This window comes from Seonamhaeicola aphaedonensis, assembly GCF_003386195.1.
GTDB classification, from domain to species: domain Bacteria; phylum Bacteroidota; class Bacteroidia; order Flavobacteriales; family Flavobacteriaceae; genus Seonamhaeicola; species Seonamhaeicola aphaedonensis.
Genome location: NZ_QRDX01000041.1, coordinates 1 through 1,068 on the forward strand (window position 1 = coordinate 1; position 1,068 = coordinate 1,068).

Annotated in this window: 1 protein-coding gene; it reads right to left on the reverse strand. The window is 31.9% G+C overall.

Annotation, left to right across the window (positions count from 1 at the left end; translation table 11 throughout):
- Positions 1–228 precede the first annotated feature (228 nt).
- Positions 229–954 (reverse strand): hypothetical protein, encoded by a 726-nt coding sequence (locus DFQ02_RS15030; RefSeq protein ID WP_116525266.1) that lies wholly within the window; start codon positions 952–954, stop codon positions 229–231.
- Between the last annotated feature and the right edge of the window lie 114 nt (positions 955–1,068).

The window sequence follows — 1,068 nt, forward strand, 5'->3', positions numbered from 1 at the left end:
TGGTTTAACCCTGAGATGGAACACATTTACTTTAAGATGCATTGTCTGCGAAGCAGCGTAGATTAAAGTTCGCCATCGGCGAATGTGTTCCATCGGTCTCGTATAACCGTCAGTTACGGGATTAAAGTTAATTATTTTCGGTTAAGCACTGACGTTAGCAATTCCGAGTGGATTCGGACGTAGTCGAATCCGCCGTAATTGCGGTTATACATTGTTGTGCAACGTTTTTTATATTAATAAACTTCGTTCAAATTTATCTAAATTCGATTTTAGAGATTTCAACGATTTTTTTCCTAAATCTATAATTTTCAACCAATTTTTGTCATTTAAAACAGCTCGATTGTCATAATCATCATTATTTGGTGATTCATATTCAGACAGCAATTTATGCCAGTCCGAAATAGTTTCATATTCAGCTTTTGTTACCAATTCAGATTCAATATGTTTTTGATATCCTTCTGATAAATCCAAATCGTCAAAGTAGGAACACATAAATTCTATAAATGAATAATATGGATTCGTATTATTTGAGTCAAGCCAAGTCCTTTTTTGATATTCTAAATTGGTTAAATCTTTAATCATTAATATCCAATTCCTTCTCCAAGTTTCTTTGTCCATTTTTATATTTTCTATCTCAATATTTTTAGGAACTTTTTTTCTTGGAAGAAACCCCCAAAGTTTGTCGTCAGGTGTTTTACTTTTATAACTGAATTTAATATAAGGTCTTGCTCCATCGGTTGGCGCAAATTCCTCCATTAAATATCCTCTTTCTTCTCTGGTTAATTCTCTTACACTACCATCTTCTTCAACGTGAACATATTCAAAATCTGAATCTGGTTTAATCTCAACAGCAAATTTCTTCTCGGGTTTTTGGTCAATTTTTTCAATATCATTTTCAGCCTGATTGTCACTCAAACTTTCTGATTTTGTTTTAAAAAAATTGAATATTTTCATTTTTGGTCAAATGTTGCACAACTCAGGGTTAAACGTAGTTCTGCTTTGAGAATGAAAAGATAATAAATTCTTGAGCAATAATTAGAGAAAAGCTCTTCCTTATAATCTCTAATT